Source organism: Mycobacterium sp. 852002-40037_SCH5390672, from assembly GCF_001665875.1.
Taxonomy (GTDB): domain Bacteria; phylum Actinomycetota; class Actinomycetes; order Mycobacteriales; family Mycobacteriaceae; genus Mycobacterium.
Genome location: NZ_LZTA01000070.1, coordinates 21,647 through 42,022, shown reverse-complemented (window position 1 = coordinate 42,022; position 20,376 = coordinate 21,647). Strand labels below are relative to the sequence as shown.

Below are 20,376 nucleotides of genomic sequence, written 5' to 3'. Positions count from 1 at the left end.
GCCGCGCTTGCGATCGCCGCTAGCTACGGTTGCCGTACTCGACCCGGTTGAGCACTGACGACTGCGGATCGCCCCCGGGGAGTGGCGGCTTCGTGTCTTGCTGGACCATCAACGTGATCCCGAAGATCGCGGCCGCGCCGAGCAACAGGCCGACCACAACGCTCGCTGCGGCCGGCGCAACGATCCGGTTCATCGAGGCTCCTGAGTTTTTGCGGGGGTGGCGGTCGTGATCTTCAACCTAGCGCCAACCTAGCAGAAGGGCGCCCGGCCAACGGAGCACTGGTCACCAGTGCAGACAGTGGCCGTGGAAACAGCGGTCGCCGTATTCCACCTGATAGGAGCCGGACGGAAGCGCAGGGCGCTGCAGGCTCGGCACCGGCACCAGGCTGTGGTCGGCCACGGCAAGCGTGATCCCGACGGTGGTCGCCACCCCGACGGACAAGCCCACAACGATGCTGACCGCCGCGGCCAACGTGAAACCGGTCATGGCTGGCTCCTCCCTGCCAGTCAAACGGGCACGCGGCCCCCTGATCAGCAACGTACCGTTGATGCCCCCTGGAGCCGGGCACGAAACGCCCGCCGTGAAAGCATGGCCCGATGGCATTTTCGCGCACCTTCGCCGTGCTCGCAGCCGCGTCGCTGCTGGTGGCCGGTTGCGGCCACCACGCCGCGCCCCCGCCCCACCCGTCGACGTCGAGCAAGCCGGTGGCCGCTCCGGCACCACCCGTGTGCGCCGACCCGTCGGCGGTTCCGGCCACTTTGGGCATCCGCGACAAACTTGCCCAACTGCTGATGGTGGGCGTGAAGAACGCCGACGACGCCCGCAACGTCGTCAACGCCTACCACGTCGGCGGCATTTTCATCGGTAGCTGGACGGACCTGTCGATCTTCAAGGGACCGTTGGCCGACATCACGGCCAAGGCGGGGCCGCTGCCGCTGGCCGTCAGCCTCGATGAGGAGGGCGGCCGGGTCTCGCGGCTGAAGTCGCTGATCGGGACGTCACCGTCGCCGCGCCAACTGGCGCAGACGCAAACGGTGCAGCAGGTGCACGACCTGGCGGCCGACCGCGGCAGGAAGATGCACGACCTGGGCATCACCGTCGACTTCGCACCCGTCGTCGACGTCAGCGACGAGCCCGACGACGCCGTGATCGGCAACCGTTCGTTCAGCGCGGACCCGGCCACGGTCACCGACTACGCCGGGGCCTACGCGCAGGGGCTGCGGGAGGCCGGGCTGCTGCCGGTGCTCAAACACTTCCCGGGCCATGGGCACGGCTCGGGTGACTCGCACACCGGGGGTGTGGTCACGCCGCCGCTGGACGACCTGCAGAACAGCGACCTGGTGCCCTATCGGTCCCTGGTGGCGGTGCCGCCGGTCGGGGTGATGGTGGGCCACTTGCAAGTGCCCGGCCTCACCGGCGACGTCCCGGCCAGCCTGAGCCCCGACGCGGTGCAGCTGCTGCGCAACGGGATTGGCTACAAGGGCCCGCCGTTCACCGGCCCGGTGTTCAGCGACGACCTGTCCAGCATGGCCGCCATCTCCGATCGGTACGGGGTATCGGAGGCGGTGCTGCGCAGCCTGCTGGCCGGCGTCGACGTCGCCCTCTGGGTCACCACCGACGAGGTGCCGGCGGTCCTGGACCGGTTGCAAAAGGCGGTGGCGTCCGGCGAACTGCCGGCCCAGCGGGTCGACGAGTCGCTGGTGCGGGTGGCGGCCATGAAGGGCCGCAGCCCCAGCTGCGGCCACTAGCGGGTATGACGCCCACGCCGCATTGCTTACCCTTGAGTCAGATAAACGGGCCAGAGAGGTAAGCGATGGCGGGTGGTACCAAGCGGTTACCGCGCGCCGTTCGCGAGCAGCAGATGCTCGACGCCGCCGTGCAGATGTTCTCCGTCAACGGCTATCACGAGACGTCGATGGACGCGATCGCCGCCGAGGCACAGATCTCCAAGCCGATGCTGTACCTGTACTACGGCTCCAAGGAAGATCTGTTCGGCGCCTGCCTGAACCGGGAGATGGGCCGGTTCATCGACGTGGTGCGCGCCGACGTCGATTTCGAGCAGAGCCCCAACGACATGCTGCGCAACACCATCGTGTCGTTCATGCGCTACATCGACGCCAACCGGGCGTCCTGGATCGTGATGTACACCCAGGCCACCAGCTCGCAGGCGTTCGCCCACATGGTCCGCGAGGGACGCGAGCAGATCATCGAACTCGTAGCCGGGCTGATGCGGGCGGGTAGCCGCAGCCAGCGCTCCGAGCGTGAGCACGAAATGATGGCCGTGGCCCTGGTGGGCGCGGGCGAGGCAGTCGCCAATCGGCTGTCCACCGGCGACGTCGACGTCGACGAGGCGGCCCAGCTGATGATCGACCTGTTCTGGTACGGCCTCAAGGGCTCACCGGCGGAACGGGAAGCGGCCGGGGCCCACCCCGAGGCGGGCGGCTCGGACGGCTCGCGCGCCCAGGGCGACTAGATCTACATTCGTTCAGGTGGCCCGGATGAGCGCCCCCAGCTCGGACCGCGGCAATCTCGACTTCTTCTGCGCGGTAATCATCGTCGGGTTGCTCGCCGGAGTTGCCGGATTGGCGACGACATTCGTGCTGCGCGTCGTCCAGCACGCCACCTACCACTACAGTTTCGGCCCGCTGCTGGCCGGAGTGGCCGCCAGCAGCCCGATCCGCCGCGTGTTGGGCCCGATGATCGGCGCTGCCCTGGCGGGCCTGGGGTGGTGGCTGCTGCGGCGCCGGGCCGAGGTGCCCCCGCTGGCGCAGACCATCGCCGGCCGCTCACCCGTCCCGCGGCTTTCCTGGAGCATCGATGCCATGCTGCAAGTGCTGCTCGTCGGATCGGGGGCATCGCTCGGGCGAGAAGGCGCTCCACGCCAATTCGCTGCCGCGCTCGGCGATTTGGGAACCGGATGGCTCAGGCGGCTCTCACCGCGCGACCGCGAGATCCTGCTGGCGTGCGCGGCGGGGGCCGGGCTGGGTGCGGTGTATGCGGTTCCGTTGGCCGGTGCACTGTTCTCGATCCGGATCCTGCTCAGCACCTGGCAGCCCCGGGCGGTGGGCGCGGCGTTTCTCTCCTCCGGTTTGGCGGTCGCCGTCGGCTCGGCCATCACCCGCGATCAACCCAACCTGCAGTGGCCGATCGGGGAGTCGACGTATCTGCTGACCGCGCACGGATTGTTGCTGGCGCCGGTGACTCTCGTGGTGGGCCTGGCCTTCAACCGATTGATGGCCGTGGCACGGCCGGCCCGCCAGCTGCGGACTCCGCTGCTGATTCCCGCGCTCGCCGGCGCGGGCCTGGTGATGGGCATGTGTTCGCACTGGTGGCCGGAGTTGCCGGGCAACGGCCGCAGCATTCTGACGGTGAGCTTGGCCAGCGGCATGACGTTGCTGTCGGCGCTGGCGATTCTGGCGCTGAAACCCCTACTGACGGCGCTGTTTCTGCGCGCCGGGGGCGCCGGCGGATTGCTGACGCCCTCGCTGGCCACCGGTGCCGCCGCCGGGACGGCCCTGGTCTTGATGATCAACTGGGCGACGGGAACGCACCTGCACGTGCCGGCGGTGTCGCTGGCCGGCGCCGCCGGCGTCCTCGCGGTGACCCAGGGCTCACCGATCTGGGCGGCGATCTTCGTCTGGGAACTCGCCCGGCCACCGCTGTGGCTGTTTCTGCTTTTCCTGCTGACCGCCACCAGCGCCCACGCGCTCAAAGTGCTTGCCCAAGGCCGCAGTACGACGCAGGCGGGCTAGTGGCGATCGCGAGCGCGGCGGAGCCGGGGGAAGCGGGTCGCCACCGGTGGGCTAGTGGCGATCGCGAGCGCGGCGGAGCCGGGGGAAGCGGGTCGCCACCGGCAGCGCTAAAGTGCTCGAACCGTGCCGGTCAGGTGCGGATACCCCTTGGCGATGTTGCGCAGCGAAATATCCCAGCCGCCGTCGTGCTCGTCGATGTAGAGCCCCGCGGTTGCGGGTAGCACCATCGGCTTGCCGAACCGCACCGAATACCGAACCGCATCTGGAATGTGTGACTCGATATTGGCCAATACTGCGGCGGCGCTGAACATTCCGTGCGCGATCACGGTGGGGAATCCGAACAGCTTGGCCGCGACCGAGTTGGTGTGTATCGGGTTGTGATCGCCCCCGACGTCGGCGTAGCGCCGGATCAGCCCGGGGCTGATGCGCAGCACGGTGGACGGCGGCGCCAGCTTGGGCTGCTTCTGCGGGGGCGGCTTGGGTTCATCGGACAGGCTGGTCCGTTGCTGATGCAGGAAGGTAGTGACCTGATGCCAGGCGGTGTCGTTGCCGACGCTGACGTCCGTCACCAAATCAACCAGCAGGCCCTTGCGATGCTCGCGCAGGTTCTCGGCATGCACGCGCACGCCGACGGTGTCGGTGACCGCAATCGGGCGGTACTGCGTGATGTGGTTTTCGGTGTGTACCGATCCCATTGCGGCGAAAGGGAAGTCGAACCCGGTCACCAGCGACATCAGCGCCGGAAAGGTCAGCGCGAACGGATACGTCAGCGGCACGTGATTGCCGTAATGCAGACCGGTGACCCCCGCATATTCGGCCACGTGCGCGCGGTCGATGGGCAGTTCCTCGATGGTCACGGTGCGGCTGGGCACCTCGCTTCCCCGGGGCAACAACGGCAGGGCCCCGGCGGCCGCGCGCAGCATGTTCTTCAGGCCGCTTGGCTGGTTCATGGCGTTCTCCTCGAGCCTGTTTCGCTATGCGCCCAGCATGGCCTGGCCGCAAACGCGAATGACGTTACCCGTCACCGCATTTGACGCCGGGCTGGCGAAGTAGGCGATGGTTTCCGCGACGTCCACCGGCTGTCCGCCCTGCAACAGCGAGTTCATCCGGCGCCCGACCTCGCGGGTGGCCAGCGGAATGGCGGCCGTCATCTGGGTTTCGATGAATCCCGGTGCGACGGCGTTGATCGTGATCCCCTTGCCATAGAGCTCCGGGGCCAGCGACTGGGTAAGGCCGATCATCCCCGCCTTGGTCGTCGCGTAGTTGGTCTGGCCGCGGTTGCCGGCGATACCGGCCATCGACGACAGGCCGATCACCCTGCCGCCCTCGCCGAGGGTGCCGTTGGCGACCAGTCCTTCGGTAAGGCGCAGCGGGGCAAGTAGATTGACGGCCAAGACGGCGTCCCAGCGAGCGTCGTCCATGTTGGCCAACAGCTTGTCGCGGGTGATGCCGGCGTTGTTGACCAGGACGTCGGCGCGTCCGCCGTGGTGCTCGCGCAGGTGCTCGGTGATCTTGTCGACGGCGTCGGAGGCGGTGACGTCGAGCCACAACGCGGTGCCCCCGACCCGGCTGGCCGTCTCGGCCAGCGCCTCGGCGGCCGATTCCACGTCGATCGCGACCACGCGTGCGCCGTCGCGGGCGAACACCTCGGCGATCGTGGCACCGATTCCCCGGGCCGCGCCGGTCACGATGGCGACCTTGCCGTCCAGGGGGCGCTCCCAGTCGGCCGGCGGCGTGGAGTCCGCCTCCCCGACGTAGAAGACCTGGCCATCGACGTAGGCGGACTTGGCCGACAGGATGAAGCGCATCGTCGATTCCAGGCCCGTCGCAGCGGGTTTGGCGTCCGGCGACAGATACACCAGCGCGACCGTGCTGCCGTTGCGCAACTCCTTACCGAGCGACCGGGTGAAGCCCTCCAGCGCGCGCTGCGCGATCCGCTCGTGCGGGCTGGCGGCGGCGTCCGGCGTGGTGCCGACCACCGCCACGCGCGCCGAATGACCCAGATTGCGCAGCAGCGGAGTGAAGAACTCGTACAACCCCCTGAGCCCCTCCGGCGTGGTGATGCCGGTGGCGTCGAACACCAGGCCACCGAACTTGTCGGCCCACCGGCCGCCGAGGTTGTTGCCCACCAGGTCGTAATCGGCGTCCAGCGCCGCGCGCAGCGGCTCGACGACCCTGCCCTCCCCGCCGATCAGCAGGGCCCCGGCCAGTGGCGGTTCACCGGCCCGGTAACGGCGCAACGTCTCGGGTTGCGGAACGCCGAGTTGCTTGGCGAGAAACGATCCAGGACCGGAATTGACGATCTGGGAGAACAGATCGGACGAAGTCTTGGGAGCCACCGGAGCTACCTTCCATGTTCTTGCGAAATCGGGGTATGCCTACCGCACAACCGTATCGGGGACGAACTTACTGCAGAGTAAGAACAGTCGGTAGTATGGCCCCAGACGAGCGAATCCCAAACCAATAGACCGCGCAAACACGGAGAAGAATAGTGGCCGCTGCAAGTTCTGAGGCAAGTAAAAAGTCTGCTCAGCGCAGTTCTGAGCGGCGGCGGGTGGCCGTCCTGGGTGGCAACCGCATCCCGTTCGCCCGATCCGACGGCGCGTACGCGGAGGCGTCCAACCAGGACATGTTCACCGCCGCCCTGGGTGGGCTCGTCGATCGCTTCGGACTGGCCGGTGAACGGCTGGGCGTGGTGGTCGGCGGCGCCGTGCTCAAGCACAGCCGGGACTTCAACCTGACCCGGGAGTGCGTGCTGGGTTCTCAGCTGTCGTCCCACACGCCCGCGTTCGACCTGCAGCAGGCCTGCGGGACCGGGCTGCAGGCGGCCGTCGCCGCCGCCGAGGGCATCGCCGCCGGACGCTACGACGTCGCCGCCGCCGGCGGCGTGGACACCACCTCCGACGCGCCCATCGGTCTGGGCGACAACCTGCGCCGCACCCTGCTCAAGTTGCGCAGGGCCAAGTCCAACGTGCAACGGTTGAAACTGGTGGGCACGCTGCCCGCGACCCTGGGCGTCGAGATCCCGGTCAACAGCGAACCGCGCACCGGGCTGTCGATGGGCGAGCACCAGGCGCTCACCGCCAAGAAGATGGGCATCGCCCGCGTCGCCCAGGACGAGCTGGCCGCCGCCAGCCACCGCAACATGGCCGCCGCTTACGACCGCGGCTTCTTCGACGACCTGGTCACACCGTTCCTGGGGCTGTACCGCGACGACAACCTGCGCGCGGACTCGTCGGCGGAGAAGCTGGCCAAGCTGCGTCCGGTGTTCGGCGTGAAGGCCGGCGATGCGACGATGACGGCCGGCAACTCGACTCCGCTGACCGACGGCGCGTCGGTGGCGCTGCTGGCCAGCGACGAGTGGGCAGCAGCCCATTCGTTGACCCCGCTGGCCTACCTGGTGGATTCGGAGACAGCGGCGGTCGACTACGTGAACGGACGCGACGGGCTGCTGATGGCCCCGACCTACGCGGTGCCGCGGCTGCTTGCCCGCAACGGCCTGACCCTGCAGGACTTCGACTTCTACGAGATCCACGAGGCGTTCGCGTCGGTGGTGCTGTGTCATCTTCAGGCGTGGGAATCCGAGGAGTACTGCAAGGAGCGGCTGGGTCTGGACGCCGCGCTGGGCTCGATCGACCGGTCCAAGCTCAACGTCAACGGGTCCTCACTGGCCGCCGGGCACCCGTTCGCGGCCACCGGCGGGCGGATCCTGGCCCAGGCCGCCAAGCAGCTCGCCCAGCGCAAGGCCGAGCAGAAGGGCGGCGGCACCGTGCGCGCGCTGGTCTCGATCTGCGCGGCCGGCGGCCAGGGCGTGGCCGCGATCCTGGAGGCCTGACGCTTGCGTCGCCCGGCCGGCCCGATGCACGTCATGAGTTGAGTCACATCGGGTTAGTCGGGAGGGGGCGCGGGTATCCGACCCACCGGATAGCCCCGTGTTGTGGTCTGACCCCCCGACCCCGACGGCAATACGGGGCATCCTCTGAATGCGATCGCCGGTCCATCACCACGGATTGGCGTACGAAAAGGGCCGCCGCTGGAGTGAGGGGATCCAGTGGCGGCCTTTTGCGTTTACCGGGCCTTTCTCATCGTCACGCTGAACACAACAGCCCCCGCTTCGCGGCGAAGCGTGGGCTGTTGTGCGTGCCGTCCGAAGTGGCCTAGAAGGCGGCTTCGTCGAGCTCCATGATGTCGTTGTCCAGCGTGTCGATGACCTCGCGGGTGCTGGTCAGCAACGGCAGGAAGTTCTTCGCGAAGAACGACGCCACCGCGATCTTGCCCTCGTAGAAGGACCGCTCCTCGCCGCTGGCGCCGGCGTCCAGCGCCGCCACGGCAACCGCCGCCTGACGCTGCAACAACCAGCCGATGACCAGGTCACCGACGCTCATCAGGAAGCGCACCGAACCCAGGCCCACCTTGTACAGGCTGGTCACGTCCTCCTGCGCCGCCATCAGGTAGCCGGTCAGCGTGGCCGCCATGCCCTGGACGTCGGCCAGGGCCTTGGCCAGCAGTTCCCGTTCGGTCTTCAGACGGCCGTTGCCGGACTCGCTGTCGACGAACTTCTGGATCTGCTCGGACACGTGAGCCAGCGCCACACCCTTGTCGCGGACGATCTTGCGGAAGAAGAAGTCCTGCGCCTGGATGGCGGTGGTGCCCTCGTAGAGGGAGTCGATCTTGGCGTCCCGGATGTACTGCTCGATCGGGTAGTCCTGCAGGAAGCCGGACCCGCCGAAGGTCTGCAGGCTCTCGGTGAGCTTGGCGTATGCCTGCTCCGAGCCCACGCCCTTCACGACCGGCAGCATCAGGTCGTTGACCTTGACCGCCAGCTCGGCGTCCACACCGTGCAGTGCCTCGGCGACGGCCGAGTCCTGATAGGTGGACGTGAACAGGTACAGCGCTCGCAGACCCTCGGCGTAGGCCTTCTGGGTCATCAGCGACCGGCGTACGTCCGGGTGATGCGTGATGGTCACCCGCGGTGCGGTCTTGTCGGTCATCTGGGTCATGTCGGCGCCCTGGACGCGAGACTTCGCGTACTCCAGCGCGTTCAGGTAGCCCGTCGACAGGGTCGCGATGGCCTTGGTGCCGACCATCATGCGGGCCTGCTCGATGACCTCGAACATCTGCGCGATGCCGTTGTGCACCTCGCCGACCAGCCAGCCCTTGGCGGGGACGTCGTGCTGGCCGAAGCTCAGCTCACACGTCGCCGACACCTTCAGGCCCATCTTGTGCTCGACGTTGGTGACGAAGACGCCGTTGCGCTCGCCCAGCTCACCGGTTTCGAAGTCGAACAGGAACTTGGGCACGAAGAACAGCGACAGACCCTTGGTGCCCGGTCCGGCGCCCTCGGGGCGGGCCAGCACCAGGTGGAAGATGTTCTCGAACAGGTCGCCGGAGTCGGCGGAGGTGATGAACCGCTTCACACCGTCGATGTGCCAGGAGCCGTCCTCCTGCTGGACGGCCTTGGTCCGCCCGGCGCCCACGTCGGAACCGGCGTCCGGCTCGGTGAGCACCATGGTCGAACCCCAGCCGCGCTCAGCGCAGATGACGGCCCACTTCTTCTGCTCCTCGGTGCCGAGGTGGTACAGGATGTTGGCGAATCCCGCGCCGCCTGCGTACATCCACACGGCCGGGTTGGCACCCAACAGGTGCTCGTGCAGCGCCCACACCAATGCCCGCGGCATCGGCATGCCGCCGAGCACCTCGTCGATGCCGACCTTGTCCCAGCCGCCCTCGGTGACGGCCTGAACCGACTTCTTGAAGGATTCCGGCAGCGTCACCGAGTGTGTCTTCGGGTCGAACACCGGCGGATTGCGGTCACCTTCGACGAAGGAGGCCGCGACCGGCCCCTCGGCCAGTCGGCTCATCTCGCTCAGCATTTCTTGGACTGTGTCGGCGTCCAGGTCGGCGTATTCGCCCTGGCCCAGCGCCTTGTCAACGCCCAGAACTTCGAACAGGTTGAATACCTGGTCGCGGACGTTGCTCTTGTAGTGGCTCACTACGGTCCTCCTCGTTGAGAATGCCACTTGTGGTTGGGTACTAGGTCTAAGTTACCCACCAGTAACAACACTAAAATATCGCTCGCGTCAGTGGTATGCAAGTCAATGTGAGCTAGATTTCATTACCTAATTAACCAACCGGTTGGAAAGCTGCTGGTCATGCCGTCGAAATCCGATCTACCAGCGGCGATAATGTGCACATGACCGATGTGCGCGGCGTCACTGCCCTGCCCGAGGTCGACCTGCGGGCCGACCCGACCCGCCTGCGGGAGGGGCTGCGCGAGGCCGCGCACGACGTCGGCTTCTTCTATCTGACCGGTCACGGCGTCCCGGGGGAGTTGGTGGCGCGGGTACTGGACGCGGGGCGCCGGCTCTTCGAGCTGCCGCAACCGGACAAGGAGGCCGTCGCGATGGTGCGCAGCCCCCACTTCCGCGGCTACACCCGGCTCGGCGGCGAGTTGACCCGCGGCGAGGTGGATTGGCGTGAGCAGATCGACGTCGGCCCGGAGCGCCCGCCGATCGGTGGGCTGGACAGGTCCGACTACCGGTGGCTGCAGGGCCCCAATCAATGGCCGGGCGCTCTTCCAGAGCTGCCCGGGATCGTCGAGGAGTGGGACGCGGCACTGTCCGCCGTGGCCCGCAGCCTGTTACGGCATTGGGCGGCCTCGCTGGGCAGTCCGTCCGGCGTGTTCGACTCGGCCTTCGCCGACGCGCCGGCCACCCTGATCAAGATCATCCGCTACCCGGGACGCGCCGCCGGCGCCCAGGGCGTGGGCGCGCACCGCGACTCCGGGGTGCTGACCCTGTTGCTGGCCGAGCCGGGCAGTACGGGTCTGCAGGTGCGGCGGGGAGGCGGCACCGGCTGGAAAGACGGCCACTGCGATGACGGCTGGATCGACGTGCCGCCGCGTGAGGGTGCGTTCATCGTCAACATCGGTGAACTGCTGGAGGTGGCGACGCGCGGGTATCTGCGGGCCACCGAGCACCGGGTCAACCTGCAGGCGCCGACGGGCGACCGCATCTCGGTGCCCTACTTCTTCAACCCCCGGCTGGACGCGCAGATACCGGTGCTGTCGCTGCCCGCTGAACTCGCGGCACGCGCGCGACGAGTGGATGATCCAGCGGATCCGATCTTCGACGTCTACGGCCGCAACGCCTGGAAGAGCAGACTGCGGGCCCATCCGGATGTGGCCGCGGCGCATGGATATTCGGCAGAACGCTTAGAAAAGAGCTAAGGGTGGCCGCGCCGGGGTGGGTGAGGCCGGGTAGGGTCAATCCGACAAATCCCGTCTCCGGCTCTAGGGGCGAATAAGTCCGGTGAACTCGAACAACAAGCTGACAGCGTCGTCACTTCGTGAGGCCTTCGGTCACTTCCCGTCCGGTGTGGTGGCGATCGCCGCCGAGGTGAACGGAACCCGGGAAGGCCTGGCCGCCAGCACCTTTGTCCCCGTGTCGCTGGAGCCGCCGTTGGTGTCGTTCTGCGTGCAAAACACCTCGACGACCTGGCCCAAGCTCAAGGATCTGCCGATGCTGGGCATCAGCGTGCTGGGCGAGGAGCACGACGCGGCCGCGCGCACGCTGGCCGCCAAGACCGGCGACAGGTTCGCGGGTTTGGAGACGGTCTCCCGGCCCACCGGTGCGGTGTTCATCAAGGGCACCGGCCTCTGGCTGGAAAGCGCGATCGAGCAACTCATTCCGGCCGGCGATCACACCATCGTGGTGTTGCGGGTCAGCGAGGTGACGGTGGACGCCGACGTGGCGCCCATCGTGTTCCATCGGAGCGTGTTTCGCCGACTCGGCGCGTAATCGTGTTGCTGAGCCGTACCGGCTAGGGCCGGTGGCTCAGTTCTTCCCGAAAGCCCTGGATGCGGCTCTCGAGCTCGGCGGCGTCGGTGTACCGGCCCTCTTTGTTCGCGAGCTGGGCACGCACCGACAACTGCCGAATCGCGGTGCGAATGTTGTTGATGCTGGCGGTTTCTCGTATCTGTTCCATGAACTGCCCTTTCCGGTCGTGGTGCTACGGCCGCGCGGGGCGGCCCGACAGGATGCAGTGTGGTTACCCGGCTCTCGCGATGGCCTAACGTGCCACGACGCGACGCGCCGGGTGGCAGCGCCGTGAGCTCAGCGACGGAACAGCTTGTTGCCGAGCCACACCACCGGGTCGTACTTGCGGTCGGCGACCCGCTCTTTCATCGGGATCAGCGCGTTGTCGGTGATCTTGATGTTTTCCGGGCAGACCTCGGTGCAGCACTTGGTGATATTGCAGTAGCCCAGGCCGTGTTCGTCCTGAGCGTCGTTGCGCCGGTCGCGGCTGTCCAGCGGGTGCATTTCCAGCTCGGCGATCCGCATCAGGAAGCGGGGACCGGCGAACGCCTTCTTGTTCTCCTCGTGGTCGCGCACCACGTGGCACACGTTCTGGCACAGGAAGCACTCGATGCACTTGCGGAACTCTTGGGAACGCTGGACGTCCTCCTGCGCCATCCGGTATTCCCCGGGCTGCAGGTCCTTGGGCGGCGCGAAAGACGGTATCTCGCGGGCCTTTTCGTAGTTGAACGATACATCGGTGACCAGGTCACGGATCACCGGGAACGTCCGCAGCGGCGTGACAGTGACGACCTCGTCCTCGGCGAAGGTGGACATCCGGGTCATGCAAAGCAGCCGCGGCTTGCCGTTGATCTCCGCCGAGCAGGAGCCACACTTGCCCGCCTTGCAGTTCCACCGGACAGCCAGGTCGGGCGTCTGGGTCTGTTGCAGGCGATGGATGATGTCGAGGACGACCTCGCCCTCGTTGACCTCAACCGTGAAGTCCTGCAGACCACCGTCGGCGCCGTCGCCGCGCCACACCCGCATCGTCGCGTTGTAGGTCATTTGCCACTCCGTCCCGGGTGCCCGGCGAGTTCTTCGTCGGTGTAGTACTTCTCCAGCTCGGCGATGTCGAACAGCTCCAGCAGATCGGCCCGCATCGGCGTCTGATCTTTCTTCGTGATGGTGATGTCGGGAATCACCTCGTCGCCACTGGCCGCCTCGCAGACCAGCAGCACCTTGCGCCACGACGAGTCCATCGCCGGGTGGTCGTCGCGGGTGTGCCCGCCGCGGCTTTCGGTGCGCTGCAGCGCGGCCTCGGCGACGCATTCGCTGACCAGCAGCATGTTGCGCAGATCGATGGCCAGATTCCAGCCCGGGTTGTACCGGCGCTGGCCCTCGACGTGGAGGTTCTTGAACCGCTCGCGCAGCTTGTCGAGCCGCGCCAGGGCCTCCGAGACTTCGTCCTCCTTGCGGATGATGCCGACGAGGTCGTTCATCGACTGCTGCAATTCCAGCTGCAGGGTGTACGGGTTTTCCCCGGGGGCGCCGTTGGCCGGTGCCTCGAAGGGGGACAGCGCCCGCTTCGCCGCCGCGTCGACGGCGCCCTCGGCGATGGTCGGGCGGCTGCTCAGGGCCCGCACGTAGTCGGCGGCGCCGAGGCCGGCGCGCCGGCCGAACACCAGCAGGTCCGACAGCGAGTTGCCGCCCAGCCGGTTCGAGCCGTGCATGCCGCCGGAGCATTCGCCGGCGGCGAAGAGCCCGGGGACCGTGGCGGCACCGGTGTCGGCGTCCACCTCGACGCCGCCCATCACGTAGTGGCAGGTCGGCCCGACTTCCATCGGCTCCTTGGTGATGTCGACGCCGGCCAGCTCTTTGAACTGGTGGTACATCGACGGCAGGCGGCGGTTGATCTCCGCGGGCGTCAGCCGCGACGCGATGTCCAGGAAGACACCGCCGTGTGGGCTGCCGCGCCCGGCCTTGACCTCGGAGTTGATCGCGCGCGCGACCTCGTCGCGCGGCAGCAGGTCCGGGGTCCGGCGGGCCGAGTCATTGTCCTTGAGCCACTGGTCGGCTTCTTGTTCGGTCTCGGCGTACTGCCCCTTGAACACCGGGGGGATGTAGTCGAACATGAACCGCTTGTCTTGCGAGTTCTTCAGCACGCCGCCGTCACCGCGGACACCCTCGGTAACCAGGATCCCCTTCACACTCGGCGGCCACACCATGCCCGTCGGGTGGAACTGGACGAACTCCATGTTGATCAGCGACGCGCCCGCCCGCAGCGCCAGGGCGTGGCCGTCGCCGGTGTACTCCCACGAGTTCGAGGTGACCTTGAACGACTTGCCGATCCCGCCGGTGGCCAGCACCACCGCGGGTGCCTCGAACAGGATGAACTGGCCGCTCTCGCGCCAGTAACCGAACGCCCCGGCGATCGCGTCGCCGTCCTTGATCAATTCGGTGATGGTGCACTCGGCATACACCTTGATGCGCGCCTCGTAGTCACCGAGTTCGGCGTAATCCTCTTGCTGCAGCGAGACGATCTTCTGCTGCATGGTGCGGATCAGTTCCAGGCCGGTGCGGTCACCGACGTGGGCCAGCCGCGGATAGGTGTGCCCACCGAAGTTGCGCTGGCTGATCTTGCCGTCCTTGAGGCGATCGAACAGCGCGCCATAGGTTTCCAGCTCCCAGACGCGGTCCGGGGCTTCCTTGGCGTGCAGTTCGGCCATGCGCCAGTTGTTGAGGAATTTCCCGCCGCGCATCGTGTCGCCGAAGTGGGTCTTCCAGTTGTCCTTCGGGTTGGTGTTGCCCATGGACGCAGCACATCCACCCTCGGCCATCACCGTGTGGGCCTTGCCGAACAGGGACTTGCACACCACCGCGACCCGCAAACCCCGTTCGCGCGCTTCGATAACCGCACGCAGTCCGGCGCCGCCGGCACCGATCACGACCACGTCGTAGGTGTGCCGCTCGATTTCGACCATGAAACCCTCGCTAGCTAAATTCTTGATTTATGTGAAAAGGCTTGTCAGCCAACAAATCTGAGGTCACCAATGGTGCCGCTGGCTACCAAGGCGACGTAGAAATCGGTGAGCATCAAGGTGCCCAGCGTGATCCACGCATACAGCTTGTGTCGGGTATTGATGACGCTGACCTGCGTCCAGATCCAGTACCGCACAGGGTGCTTGGAGAAGTGCTTGAGCCGCCCGCCCGTCACGTGCCGGCAGGAATGGCAGGACAGCGTGTAGATCCACAGCATGATGACGTTGCCGAGCAGGATCAGATTGCCCAGACCGAAGCCGAATCCGCCGGGTCCGCTGTCGGAGTGGAACGCGACGATGGCGTCGTAGGTGTTGATCACCGAGATGATGCCGGCAATGTAGAAGAAGTACCGGTGGGTGTTCTGGATGATCAGCGGGAACTTGGTCTCGCCGGTGTAGTGAACGCGGGGCTCGGCCACCGCGCAGGCGCTGGGCGACTGCCATACCGTGCGGTAGTAGGCGCCGCGGTAGTAGTAGCAGGTCAGCCGGAACAGCAGCAGGAACGGCAGCGTCAGCGCCGCATACGGTAGCCACCACACGTCGGGCAGGAACTGCGGCCAGATGTCGCCGGCGGCCCCGCAACCCTTGCTGACACACGGCGAGTAGAACGGCGTCAGGTAGTGGTACTTCTCGACGAAGAAGTCCTTCTGCTGGAACGCCCGCGCCGTCGCATAGATAATGAATGCCGCGAAGCCGAGATCGATCCGCAGCGGCGACATCCACCACCGATCGGTGCGTAGGGTCCGTTGCTGGATACGGGCGCGCGTGGGTGAAAAGACACCGGACGCAGGACGGTTCGCCGTAGGTGCGCTCATCTAGTTGTTCCTCTTCGAACGGGCTGTCTGTCGAAGGGTACACAGAGAGAAGCCCCCCTCTTCTGGGGGGCTTGGGTTGGTCAGGACCTATTGTGACCGCCGACACCCTCGTCGTCGACGTCGCGCCAGAATTCGCTGTCGTACTGGGTGTCGGGAATGACGATCTTCTCGCCGGACTGCTGCACGGTGGCACCCGCCAGGTCCAATTCGGACACGTCGGTGTCGAGCAGGTCGACGTCGGACAGGATGCGGTCGGCGTCGATAACGATGCGTCGCATGGCCGGGCTGTCACCGTATCGGGCCCGCAGGGAGCTCACGCACCGCCGCAGGCCGCCGATGAGGTCGTGCAGTTCGGCGAATTCGGTCGTGCCAGTCGTGCTCGGCGTGCGAGTCAAAGGATCTCCTCGGCAGTGTTTCGGATCACAGTACGCCCTCGATACTATCCACGGCACAGGCCGGACGTCAGTCCGTTGAGCCCGGATGCCGAGGGAGCAAACACGTATGACGGGACGCACCACACCGGCCGAGCGGGCCGCCACGCTGCTGGAACTGCACCGGCCGGGCAATCCGGTCGTCCTGCCGACCGTGTGGGATGCGTGGTCGGCCCGGCTGGCCACCGGTGCCGGATTCGTCGCGCTCACCGTGGGAAGCCACCCGATGGCGGACTCGATCGGCAAACCCGACAACGAGGGCATGTCGTTCGACGACGTCCTCACCCGGGTCGCACAGATCACCGCCGCGGTCGACGTCCCAGTGTCGGTGGACATCGAATCCGGTTACGGGCAGTCGGCGGACCGCCTGATCGAGGGCCTGTTGAGCGTCGGGGCCGTCGGGCTGAACATAGAGGACACCGTGCACTCGGAGGGGAAGCGCCTGCGGTCCGCGGACGAACACGCCGAATTGGTGGGTGCGCTTCGGTCGGCCGCCGACGCGGCCGGGACGCACGTCGTCATCAATGCCCGAACCGATCTGTTCCTGCGCCAGGACGGCGAGGCGTCCGATCGCATCGAGCGGGTGGTGGCGCGACTGAACAAGGCCGCCGCCGCCGGCGCCGATGTGCTGTATCCGGTGGGCCGCCACGACCCCGACACGTTGCGGCGCCTGACCGCCGAGTTGGAGCTGCCGGTCAACGCGATCGCCCTGCCCGACCAGGACGACCCGGCGTCCTTCGGCCCGCTGGGCGTGGCGCGCATCAGTTTCGGGCCGTTCCTGCAGGCCGCGCTGGCGAGCCGGGCCAAGGAGCTCCTGGCCCGCTGGGGCTGACACGGTGAATCCGGCGGAGCCGTTGAGACTCCGCCGGATTGATTACCTACCTTCTCCGGACCGCCCGGAGACTATTTGGTGATCTCGATGCGCTGCGCCTGATTCCCGGAGTAGGCACCGCTGACCCGTACCGTCAGCACGCCCGCGTCGTAACTCGCCGTGATGGCGTCACCGGTGATGTGGGCGGGCAGCTGGAACGACCGGCGGAACGATCCGTACCGGATCTCGCGCAGCATGCGGCCGTCCTTCTCCTCCGCGTGCTCGTCACGGTGCTCGCCGTGGATGACCAAGTGGCCGCGCTCGACCTCCACCTTGACGTCCTTGTCGACGTCAACGCCCGGGAGCTCCACGCGTACGATCGCGTCGTCGCCGTCCTTGACGATCTCGGCGGCGGGCCTGAAACCGCTGGTCGCCGGGGTGTTCCAGTCCGCCGCGGCGGCTGGCCCGAAAAAGTCGCGTAACCACCGGTCGGTGTCCCAGGCCGGTCGCGACCACAATGCGAGGTTGCTCATGACGCTTCCCTCCTAATTCCTTGAGCTTCGTTGTGAGATTGCTGTGGCCGGCGCCTCGGCGACCGGCTACTAGTACAAACATGAGTCGACCGCGCTAAAGTTCCACCTCGTCGTTCGCCGTCGGTGAACGATCAATCACAGTTGTTCCTGTGAGTTGTGAGATCCTCGTCATAGGACCGTCACATTGCGCGAAAAGAACGTAATTTCCGGCCGTTACTCTCAAAGCCATGTCTGCAGACGGGATTTCGCGCGCCAGTTGTGCGCCTCGTCACATCATCGTAGTCGGACATGGCATGGTGGGGCACCGATTCGTCGAGGCGCTCCGCGCCCGTGACACCGAGGGACTGTGGCGCATCACGGTTTTCGCCGAGGAGACCGACGCGGCCTACGACCGCGTGGGTTTGACCTCCTACACCGAAAGCTGGGATCGCAAGCTACTGGCATTGCCCGGCAACGAATATGAGGGTGACGAGCAGGTCCGGCTGGTGCTCAACCAGCGCGTTACCGAAATAGACCGTGCGACAAAGACGGTGGTCACCGCCGATGGTCAACGGCACGGCTACGACAGCTTGGTCCTGGCGACCGGGTCGTATGCCTTCGTGCCGCCGGTGCCGGGTCACGAGCTGCCCGCGTGTCACGTCTACCGCACGCTCGACGATCTCGACGCCATCCGCGCCGACGCCCAGCGCACGGTGGAAACTTCACACGTCACGGCGGCCGTCGTCATCGGCGGCGGGCTGCTCGGGCTGGAAGCCGCTAATGCGCTGCGCCAGTTCGGGTTGCAGACCCACGTGGTCGAGATGATGCCCCGGCTGATGGCCCAGCAGATCGACGAGGCCGGCGGTGCGTTGCTGGCCAGGATGATCGGCGAGCTCGGCATCTCGGTGCATGTCGGGACGGGCACCGAATCGATCGAGTCGGTCGACCATTCGGACGGCTCCACCTCGGTGCGGGTGAGCCTGACCGACGGCCAGGTCATCGACGCCGGTCTGGTGATCTTCGCGGCCGGCATCCGGCCGCGCGACGAGCTGGCGACCGCCGCCGGGCTCGAGCGCGCCGAGCGTGGTGGGGTGCTGACCGACGTGGCTTGCCAGACAAGCGATCCCGACATCTACGCGATCGGAGAGGTCGCCGCGATCGGCGGCCGGTGTTACGGCCTGGTGGGCCCGGGTTACACGTCGGCGGAGGTGGTGGCCGACCGGCTGCTGGACGGCGTGGCCGAATTCGGCGAAGCCGACCTGTCCACGAAGCTCAAACTGCTGGGCGTCGACGTGGCCAGCTTCGGCGACGCGATGGGGACGACCGACAACTGCCTCGAGGTCGCCGTCAACGATGCGGTCAATCGGACCTACGCCAAGCTCGTGCTCTCCGACGACGCCAAGACGCTGCTCGGCGGTGTGCTGGTTGGCGACGCCTCGTCCTACGGGGTGCTGCGGCCCATGGTCGGCAGCGAGCTGCCCGGGGATCCGCTAGCGCTCATCGCGCCGGCCTCCTCCGGTGGGGGCGCGACGTTAGGTGTTGGCGCGCTGCCGGATTCGGCGCAGATCTGCTCGTGCAACAACGTCACCAAGGGCGATCTGAAGTGTGCAATCGCCGATGGTTGCGCGGATGTCCCCGCGCTCAAGGCGTGCACCTCGGCCGGGACCTCATGCGGGTCGTGCGTCCCGTTGCTCAAGCAGCTGCTGGAAGCCGAGGGCGTGGAACAGTCCAAGGCCCTGTGCGAGCACTTCAGCCAGTCGCGGGCGGAGCTTTTCGAGATCATCTCGGCCACCGAGATCCGGACCTTCTCGGGTCTGCTGGAGCGCTTCGGTCGCGGAAAGGGTTGCGATATCTGCAAACCCGTGGTCGCCTCCATTCTGGCGTCCACCGGGTCGGAGCACATCCTCGAAGGCGAGCAGGCCTCGCTGCAGGATTCCAACGATCACTTCCTGGCCAACATCCAGAAGAACGGCAGCTACTCGGTGGTGCCGCGGGTCCCCGGTGGTGACATCAAGCCCGAGCATCTGATCCTGATCGGCCAGATCGCCCAGGACTTCGGGCTCTACACCAAGATCACCGGTGGGCAGCGGATCGACATGTTCGGCGCCCGCGTGGACCAACTGCCGGAGATCTGGAAGCGCTTGGTCGACGGCGGCATGGAATCCGGGCACGCTTACGGCAAGGCGTTGCGCACGGTGAAGAGCTGCGTGGGCACCGACTGGTGCCGTTACGGGCAGCAGGATTCGGTGCAACTGGCCATCGATCTAGAACTGCGCTACCGCGGCCTGCGGGCACCGCACAAAATCAAGATGGGCGTCTCGGGCTGCGCGCGGGAGTGCGCCGAGGCGCGTTCCAAGGACGTGGGCGTCATCGCCACCGAAAAGGGCTGGAACCTCTACGTCGGCGGCAACGGCGGTATGACGCCCAAACACGCACAGCTGCTGGCCAGCGATCTGGACACCGAAACGCTGGTCCGCTATGTCGACCGGTTCGTCATGTACTACATCAGGACGGCCGACCGGCTGCAACGCACGGCGCCGTGGGTCGATTCGCTCGACGGCGGGCTCGACCATGTGCGCGAGGTCGTGTGTGACGACTCGCTGGGCCTGGCTGAGGAATTCGAAGCCGCAATGGAGCGGCATGTCCAGAACTACAAGTGCGAATGGAAGGGCGTGCTGGACGACCCGGACAAGCTGTCGCGGTTCGTGTCGTTCGTCAACGCCCCAGATGCCGTCGACTCAACGGTGGCATTCACCGAGCATGCCGGACGCAAAATCCCTGTGTCCATTGGCATGCCGCGGGTCCGTGAAGCGACAACTTCGGAGGAATGAGGAAGGGATCATGACACTTCTCAACGACATTGCGGTGTGGACCCGCGCTTGCGCTTACGACCACCTCATTCCGGGTCGCGGCGTGGGCGTGCTGCTCGACGACGGTTCACAGGCGGCGCTGTTCCGGCTCGACGACGGCTCGGTGCACGCGGTCGGCAACGTCGACCCGTTCTCCGGAGCCGCGGTTCTTTCCCGCGGGATCGTGGGCGACCGCGACGGCCGCGTCACGGTTCAGTCGCCCATCTTGAAGCAGGCTTTCTCCCTCGAAGACGGTTCCTGCCTGGACGATCCGTCGGTTTCGGTGCCGGTATACCCGGTGCGCATCACGGCCGACGGCTACGTACAGATCGCGCGGGACTACCAGCACCAGGCTGCCTGAGCCCGACGGG

At 66.8% G+C, this 20,376-nt stretch carries 20 protein-coding genes; 9 read left to right on the top strand and 11 right to left on the bottom strand.

What is annotated here, in order from left to right:
• Positions 1 to 19: 19 nt before the first annotated feature.
• Positions 20 to 193: a DUF2613 domain-containing protein gene (locus tag A5782_RS12210; RefSeq protein ID WP_007769006.1), complete on the bottom strand. Its 174-nt coding sequence runs from the start codon at positions 191 to 193 to the stop codon at positions 20 to 22.
• 90 nt (positions 194 to 283) lie between these two features.
• Positions 284 to 487, bottom strand: a complete 204-nt coding sequence (locus A5782_RS12205; RefSeq protein ID WP_067099825.1) for a DUF2613 domain-containing protein — start codon at positions 485 to 487, stop codon at positions 284 to 286.
• Between the two features lie 110 nt (positions 488 to 597).
• On the opposite strand from A5782_RS12205, the gene A5782_RS12200 reads away from it, so the two are divergent.
• The 3 genes from A5782_RS12200 (at position 598) to A5782_RS12190 (ending at position 3,753) form a co-directional block, all read left to right on the top strand.
• Positions 598 to 1,749, top strand: a complete 1,152-nt coding sequence (locus A5782_RS12200; protein ID WP_067099823.1) for a glycoside hydrolase family 3 N-terminal domain-containing protein — start codon at positions 598 to 600, stop codon at positions 1,747 to 1,749.
• Between the two features lie 65 nt (positions 1,750 to 1,814).
• Positions 1,815 to 2,474, top strand: a complete 660-nt coding sequence (locus tag A5782_RS12195; protein WP_067099820.1) for a TetR/AcrR family transcriptional regulator — start codon at positions 1,815 to 1,817, stop codon at positions 2,472 to 2,474.
• A 25-nt stretch (positions 2,475 to 2,499) separates the two neighbouring features.
• Positions 2,500 to 3,753, top strand: a complete 1,254-nt coding sequence (locus A5782_RS12190; protein WP_067099818.1) for a chloride channel protein — start codon at positions 2,500 to 2,502, stop codon at positions 3,751 to 3,753.
• 107 nt (positions 3,754 to 3,860) lie between these two features.
• On the opposite strand, the gene A5782_RS12185 is transcribed toward A5782_RS12190, so the two are convergent.
• Together A5782_RS12185 and A5782_RS12180 are read right to left on the bottom strand one after the other, a co-directional pair.
• Positions 3,861 to 4,703 carry a MaoC/PaaZ C-terminal domain-containing protein gene (locus tag A5782_RS12185; protein ID WP_067099816.1) on the bottom strand — a complete coding sequence of 281 codons (843 nt, stop codon included), beginning with the start codon at positions 4,701 to 4,703 and terminating at the stop codon, positions 3,861 to 3,863.
• Positions 4,704 to 4,727: 24 nt separating this feature from the next.
• Positions 4,728 to 6,092 carry a 3-oxoacyl-ACP reductase gene (locus A5782_RS12180; protein WP_067099813.1) on the bottom strand — a complete coding sequence of 455 codons (1,365 nt, stop codon included), beginning with the start codon at positions 6,090 to 6,092 and terminating at the stop codon, positions 4,728 to 4,730.
• A 152-nt stretch (positions 6,093 to 6,244) separates the two neighbouring features.
• Between A5782_RS12180 and A5782_RS12175 the strand changes: the two genes are divergently transcribed.
• The gene (locus A5782_RS12175) at positions 6,245 to 7,588 is read left to right on the top strand and encodes an acetyl-CoA C-acetyltransferase (protein WP_067099810.1); all 1,344 of its coding nucleotides are present in this window, start codon (positions 6,245 to 6,247) and stop codon (positions 7,586 to 7,588) included.
• 322 nt (positions 7,589 to 7,910) lie between these two features.
• On the opposite strand, the gene A5782_RS12170 is transcribed toward A5782_RS12175, so the two are convergent.
• Positions 7,911 to 9,746 (bottom strand): acyl-CoA dehydrogenase, encoded by a 1,836-nt coding sequence (locus tag A5782_RS12170; protein ID WP_067099808.1) that lies wholly within the window; start codon positions 9,744 to 9,746, stop codon positions 7,911 to 7,913.
• A 200-nt stretch (positions 9,747 to 9,946) separates the two neighbouring features.
• On the opposite strand from A5782_RS12170, the gene A5782_RS12165 reads away from it, so the two are divergent.
• Both A5782_RS12165 and A5782_RS12160 read left to right on the top strand, forming a co-directional pair.
• Positions 9,947 to 10,981: an isopenicillin N synthase family oxygenase gene (locus A5782_RS12165; protein WP_067099806.1), complete on the top strand. Its 1,035-nt coding sequence runs from the start codon at positions 9,947 to 9,949 to the stop codon at positions 10,979 to 10,981.
• Positions 10,982 to 11,063: 82 nt separating this feature from the next.
• Positions 11,064 to 11,552, top strand: coding sequence for a flavin reductase family protein (locus A5782_RS12160; RefSeq protein ID WP_067099804.1), 489 nt, complete (start codon positions 11,064 to 11,066; stop codon positions 11,550 to 11,552).
• 22 nt (positions 11,553 to 11,574) lie between these two features.
• Here the strand turns inward: A5782_RS12160 and A5782_RS26485 are convergent, their stop codons facing one another.
• The 5 genes from A5782_RS26485 to A5782_RS12140 form a co-directional block, all read right to left on the bottom strand.
• Positions 11,575 to 11,739 carry a hypothetical protein gene (locus A5782_RS26485; protein ID WP_197694202.1) on the bottom strand — a complete coding sequence of 55 codons (165 nt, stop codon included), beginning with the start codon at positions 11,737 to 11,739 and terminating at the stop codon, positions 11,575 to 11,577.
• A 128-nt stretch (positions 11,740 to 11,867) separates the two neighbouring features.
• Positions 11,868 to 12,614 (bottom strand): succinate dehydrogenase/fumarate reductase iron-sulfur subunit, encoded by a 747-nt coding sequence (locus A5782_RS12155; protein ID WP_067099802.1) that lies wholly within the window; start codon positions 12,612 to 12,614, stop codon positions 11,868 to 11,870.
• Complete coding sequence (locus A5782_RS12150) at positions 12,611 to 14,530, bottom strand: fumarate reductase/succinate dehydrogenase flavoprotein subunit (RefSeq protein ID WP_067099800.1); 1,920 nt, start codon at positions 14,528 to 14,530, stop codon at positions 12,611 to 12,613. Before A5782_RS12150 ends, A5782_RS12155 begins: the two co-directional genes overlap by 4 nt.
• 44 nt (positions 14,531 to 14,574) lie before the next feature.
• The gene (locus A5782_RS12145) at positions 14,575 to 15,402 is read right to left on the bottom strand and encodes a hypothetical protein (protein WP_067099797.1); all 828 of its coding nucleotides are present in this window, start codon (positions 15,400 to 15,402) and stop codon (positions 14,575 to 14,577) included.
• Positions 15,403 to 15,482: 80 nt separating this feature from the next.
• Complete coding sequence (locus tag A5782_RS12140; RefSeq protein WP_066866199.1) at positions 15,483 to 15,797, bottom strand: hypothetical protein; 315 nt, start codon at positions 15,795 to 15,797, stop codon at positions 15,483 to 15,485.
• A 106-nt stretch (positions 15,798 to 15,903) separates the two neighbouring features.
• Here A5782_RS12140 and A5782_RS12135 point away from each other — a divergent pair, with 106 nt between their 5' ends.
• A complete protein-coding gene (locus tag A5782_RS12135; RefSeq protein WP_067099795.1) occupies positions 15,904 to 16,665 on the top strand; it encodes an isocitrate lyase/phosphoenolpyruvate mutase family protein in 762 nt (253 codons plus the stop codon).
• 71 nt (positions 16,666 to 16,736) lie between these two features.
• On the opposite strand, the gene A5782_RS12130 is transcribed toward A5782_RS12135, so the two are convergent.
• Positions 16,737 to 17,177, bottom strand: a complete 441-nt coding sequence (locus tag A5782_RS12130; RefSeq protein WP_067099793.1) for an Hsp20/alpha crystallin family protein — start codon at positions 17,175 to 17,177, stop codon at positions 16,737 to 16,739.
• Between the two features lie 227 nt (positions 17,178 to 17,404).
• On the opposite strand from A5782_RS12130, the gene nirB reads away from it, so the two are divergent.
• Together nirB and nirD are read left to right on the top strand one after the other, a co-directional pair.
• The gene (gene nirB, locus A5782_RS12125) at positions 17,405 to 19,987 is read left to right on the top strand and encodes a nitrite reductase large subunit NirB (RefSeq protein ID WP_082942899.1); all 2,583 of its coding nucleotides are present in this window, start codon (positions 17,405 to 17,407) and stop codon (positions 19,985 to 19,987) included.
• Positions 19,988 to 19,997: 10 nt separating this feature from the next.
• Positions 19,998 to 20,366, top strand: a complete 369-nt coding sequence (gene nirD, locus A5782_RS12120) for a nitrite reductase small subunit NirD (RefSeq protein WP_067099789.1) — start codon at positions 19,998 to 20,000, stop codon at positions 20,364 to 20,366.
• The last annotated feature ends 10 nt before the right edge of the window (positions 20,367 to 20,376 follow it).